The organism is Methylibium sp., from assembly GCF_013817365.1.
Lineage (GTDB): Bacteria > Pseudomonadota > Gammaproteobacteria > Burkholderiales > Burkholderiaceae_C > Methylibium.
In genome coordinates, this window is sequence record NZ_JACDCU010000369.1 from 1 (window position 1) to 4184 (window position 4184).

5 protein-coding genes and 1 pseudogene are annotated in these 4184 nt (G+C 71.2%); 3 read left to right on the forward strand and 3 right to left on the reverse strand.

Annotated features, from left to right (window positions below; translation table 11 throughout):
• Positions 1-233 (forward strand): annotated as a pseudogene (locus H0W38_RS17810) (RNA pseudouridine synthase); the annotation flags it as partial.
• Between the two features lie 46 nt (positions 234-279).
• Here the strand turns inward: H0W38_RS17810 and H0W38_RS17815 are convergent.
• Genes H0W38_RS17815 through H0W38_RS17825 form a run of 3 tightly spaced genes read right to left on the reverse strand, consistent with a single transcriptional unit; the run spans position 280 to position 2291 of the window.
• On the reverse strand, positions 280-1368 hold the full coding sequence (locus H0W38_RS17815; protein WP_292456572.1) for an exo-alpha-sialidase: 1089 nt from the start codon (positions 1366-1368) through the stop codon (positions 280-282).
• A gap of 35 nt (positions 1369-1403) precedes the next feature.
• Positions 1404-1673 (reverse strand): MoaD/ThiS family protein, encoded by a 270-nt coding sequence (locus H0W38_RS17820; protein ID WP_292456575.1) that lies wholly within the window; start codon positions 1671-1673, stop codon positions 1404-1406.
• Between the two features lie 48 nt (positions 1674-1721).
• Positions 1722-2291, reverse strand: coding sequence for a methylated-DNA--[protein]-cysteine S-methyltransferase (locus H0W38_RS17825; protein WP_292456577.1), 570 nt, complete (start codon positions 2289-2291; stop codon positions 1722-1724).
• Positions 2292-2481: 190 nt separating this feature from the next.
• On the opposite strand from H0W38_RS17825, the gene H0W38_RS17830 reads away from it, so the two are divergent.
• Both H0W38_RS17830 and H0W38_RS17835 read left to right on the forward strand, forming a co-directional pair.
• Positions 2482-3663: an MFS transporter gene (locus H0W38_RS17830; protein ID WP_292456581.1), complete on the forward strand. Its 1182-nt coding sequence runs from the start codon at positions 2482-2484 to the stop codon at positions 3661-3663.
• Between the two features lie 28 nt (positions 3664-3691).
• Positions 3692-4184, forward strand: a 493-nt coding sequence (locus H0W38_RS17835) for an SDR family NAD(P)-dependent oxidoreductase (RefSeq protein WP_292456579.1), incomplete at its 3' end; no start/stop codon positions are given.

Below are 4184 nucleotides of genomic sequence, written 5' to 3' on the forward strand. Positions count from 1 at the left end.
AAGACGCCGGGCACGACTGCAGCCGCCTCGAACTCGAACCGCTGACCGGACGCAGCCACCAGTTGCGCGTGCACCTCGGCGCGATCGGCCATCCCATTTTGGGCGACGCGCTGTACGCGCCGCCGGAGATCCAGAGCCGTTCCCCGCGGCTGCTGCTGCATGCCATCGCGCTGGCGCTGGCGCATCCGGCAACAGGTGAGCGGCTGCACTTCGCTTCACAGGCGCCGTTCTAGCGGGCAGGTCGTCGCAAGCGTGATCAGCGGCGCCGAGTCCTTGCCTTCAGCCGTAACGCACCGCATGAATCGGCGGCAGGTTCAGCGAAACCGCATGCCACAGTTCGCCGCTGTCGCTGCTCGACCAGAGGTTGCCGGTGGTGCTGCCCATGAGCAGGTTGACGCCGTCGTCGGCCACCGCCAGCCCGTGGCGGTAGACCAGGTCGTAGCAGTCGCGCTGCGGCAGGCCCTCGCGTAAGGTCTCGAAGCTGGCGCCGCCATCGCGCGTGCGGTTGACCGCCATCGCGCCGTTCGAAGGCACGCGCCGCTCGTCGGCCTGCGCCGGCGCGAACCAGGCCGTGAGCGGATCGCGCGGGTGCGCGGCGACCGCGAAGCCGAAGGCCGACACCGGCACTTCGGTGATGGGCTGCCAGCTCGCGGCGTTGTCGCCGCTGCTCCACACGCCGTTGTGATGCTGGCACCACAAGGTGTCGGGGCTGCCGTCGCAGCGCGCGATGCGGTGCGCGTCCTGGATGTTCTCGTCGGCAGCGCGCTCGGGCGGCATGTACGCCGCGCTCATGCCACGCGCCTGCAGCGCCCAGCTCGCGCCGTCGTCGCACGTCACCCACACGCCACCGCAGCTCACGCCGACCAGCAGTTCGCGCTGGCGCTGCGGATGCGGGCAGATCGAATGGATGCCCGGCACGTCGTAGCCGCCGCCGAACCACTCGAGCCGCCCCGGCTGCTGCCAGAGCGCCTCGACCAGTTGCCAGGAGCGGCCGAAGTCGGCCGAGCGGAACAGGCCGCCCGGCAGGGTGCCGGCCCAGACCGTGCCGTGCGCCTGCTCCAGCACCCAGATCATCACGGTCTTCCAGGCCGGGCCCGGGGCTGCCTCCGGCTGGGGCGGATAGGCCGGCGCCGCCACCTCGGTCCAGTTCGCGCCGCTGTCGGCCGAGGCATGCACCTTGACGCCGAAGTGCCCCAGGTTGAGCGCCGCCAGCATGCGGCCCTTCCCATCCGGCGGCAGCACGGCCGTGACCGGCTCGCCGAGGAAACTGACGCGCTCGATGCGCCAGACGACGCCGTGACGGCTCAGCTCGAACAGGCCCTTGCGGGTGGCCACCCAGGCCCGATCATTGACGGCGTTGGTGCTCATCCAAATCTCCCTCTTGCGAAGCGAGCGGTCCGACTCTAGCCCCCGGACAGCGCCTGCAACACATAGACGCTGCTGTCGGGCCGCAGCGCGTCGGCCTGCGCCAGCCGGTCCCGGCTGGCCTGCCCGTCGATGTAAATCACGACGTTGGCGCGCACGTGACCCTGATCGTCCAGCACATAGCCGCGCAGGCGCGGGTTGCACTCGAAGGCGGCATCGAGCGCCTCGCGCAGGGTCGCGGCCGGCGCATCGATGCGCGGTATTTCGGTGAATCGCTTGAGCTGCGGCGTGAACTCGACGCGGGCCATGACGGCAATATTAAGCGCGTGCGTGGCGACGGGATCGCCGCGTCCGCGTCATTCGGTATCCCTCGAGGCACTCCCGAACAAGCTGCCCGCGCCGAAGCCCGGCGCCCCTTCGATTTCCAGCAGCCGCAGTTTGGTCGCGAGACCGCCATGCGCGGAGAAACCTCCCGGCCGGCCGCCCGCCGCGAGCACGCGATGGCAAGGCACGACCGGCGCATACGGATTGCGGCCGAGCGCCCGACCGACCGCGCGCGCCGCACCCGGTGCGCCGATCTGCCGGGCCAGTTCGCCGTAGGTGAGTGTCGAGCCGGCGGCGATGCGCCGGCAGGCTTCGAAGACGCTGCGCTCGAAGGGCGGTACGGCGTTCGTGTCGAGCACGATGCTCGGCGTGTCGTCGGCTTCGCCGCGAAGCAGCGCCGTGATGGCGGCAATGGCATCCACCACCTCCGCGGGCGGCAGCCGCTGCGCGGCACCGGGGAAGCGCCGGGCCAGCAGCACCTGCGTCGCCGACGCGTCGACCTCGGGCAACTGGACGCCGACCACACCGCGCTCGCTCCACGCGATGCCGCAGCGGCCGATGGCGGTGTCGAACAGCTCGATGCCGATGGCGATGGCGATCATGTTTGCGCCCACCTTATTCGGTTGCGGCCCGGCGGGGAAGCGAAGCCGGGGCTCATTCGTCGCGGCGATCGGCGCCGCCACCCTACCGGCTGTGCGCTAAGGTCAGCGCCAACCCAGTGCCGGCCCCTCCATGAATGCAGAAACGATCGCCGCCGACGACACCATGCCGCTGCGCCGCTATCCGGCGCTCATGCGATTTTTCGCCGGCCGCGTGGCTGCGACGATGGCCAACCAGATGCTGATGGTGGCCATCGGCTGGCAGATGTACACGCTGACCGGCAGTGCCTGGGACCTGGGCCTGGTGGGGCTGTTCCAGTTCGCGCCGGCGCTGGCGCTCGTGCTGGTGGCGGGCCACGCCGCCGACCAGCTCGACCGCCGCCGCATCGTCGGCGTTGCCATGGCGTCGCAGGCGCTGGTGTCGGTGCTGCTGGTGGCCGCGGCGCAGGGCGGCTGGGCCAGCCGCGAGCTGCTGCTGGGCCTGTCGGTGGCGATAGGCTGCGCCAAGGCGTTTCAGATGCCGGCGCAGCAGGCGCTGTTGCCGCTGTTGGTGCCCGACGCGGTGCTGCCGCGCGCCCTGGCCTTCAACTCGGCCGGCATGCAGGCGGCCGTCATCGGCGGGCCGGCCCTCGGCGGCTTCCTGTTCGTGGCAGGCGCCAGCGCGACCTACGGCGTGTGCACGCTGCTCTTTGCCGCCGCCAGCGCGCTGTTTGCCGGCGTGCGCTACACGCATGTCGCGCCGCCCCGGGAGCCGATAAGCCTGGATACGGTGCTGGCCGGCTTTCGCTTCATCCGCCACCGGCCGGTGGTGCTGGGCGCGATTTCGCTCGACCTCTTCGCGGTGCTGCTCGGCGGCGCGACGGCGCTCCTGCCGATGTTCGCGAAGGATGTCCTGCACGTCGGCCCTTGGGGCCTGGGCCTGTTGCGCGGTGCACCCGCGGCCGGCGCGCTGGCGATGTCGGTGGTGCTTACGCTGTGGCCATTCCAGCGCCGGGTCGGCCCGCGCATGTTCGCCGCGGTCGCGGTGTATGGCGTGGCGATGCTGGTCTTCGGCTTGTCGACGCTGTTCTGGTTGTCGATGGCGGCGCTCGCGGTGGCAGGCGCGGCCGACATGGTGAGCGTGGTGATCCGCCAATCGCTCGTGCAGCTGGAAACACCCAACGCCATGCGCGGGCGGGTCAGCGCGGTCAACTCGATCTTCATCGGCGCGAGCAATCAGCTCGGCGAGTTCGAGTCGGGCGCCACGGCGGCGTTGCTCGGGCCGGTCGGCTCGGTGGTGCTGGGCGGCGTGGGCACACTGGTGATCGCCGGCACCTGGATGAAACTCTTTCCGGATCTCGCGCAGCGCGAACGGCTGCGCGCCGACCCTCCCTGATGGACACCGCCTCCAAGAAAGGCCTGCGATGAACGAGACCCTCTGCATCCTCACCGGCGCCTCGCGCGGCTTGGGCGCGGCCCTGGCCGAGCAACTGCTCGCGCCCGGCGTGACCCTGCTCGCGATGTCGCGCCGCGAGCATCCGGGGCTGGCCGAACTGACAAGTGCTGCCGGCGCTTCGTGCGAGCAATGGTCGGTGGACCTGGCCGAGCCGCTCGCGGCGGCTGCCCTCGAAGCCTGGCTCGGCGCCTTCGACGCCGAGCGCTTCGCCACGGCGACCTTGATCAACAACGCCGCGGCGCTGGCTCGCGTCGGCCCGCTCGAGACGAGCGATCCCGAAGACCTGTCGCGCGCACTGCGCGTCGGGCTCGAGGCGCCGCTGCTATTGGCCGCGGCCTTCCTGCGCGGCACGCAGCACTGGCACGCGGAGCGCCGGCTGCTCAACATCTCCTCCGGCCTCGGCCGCTACGCGATGGCCGGTCAGGCGGCGTATTGCGCCGTCAAGGCCGGCCTCGACCATG

What these genes read in the sequence shown, in the direction of transcription:
- H0W38_RS17815 (WP_292456572.1), bottom strand. Translation starts at nt 1,368, where the DNA reads ATGAGCACCAACGCCGTCAATGATCGGGCCTGGGTGGCCACCCGCAAG.
- H0W38_RS17820 (WP_292456575.1), bottom strand. Translation starts at nt 1,673, where the DNA reads ATGGCCCGCGTCGAGTTCACGCCGCAGCTCAAGCGATTCACCGAAATA.
- H0W38_RS17825 (WP_292456577.1), bottom strand. Translation starts at nt 2,291, where the DNA reads ATGATCGCCATCGCCATCGGCATCGAGCTGTTCGACACCGCCATCGGC.
- H0W38_RS17830 (WP_292456581.1), top strand. Translation starts at nt 2,482, where the DNA reads ATGCGATTTTTCGCCGGCCGCGTGGCTGCGACGATGGCCAACCAGATG.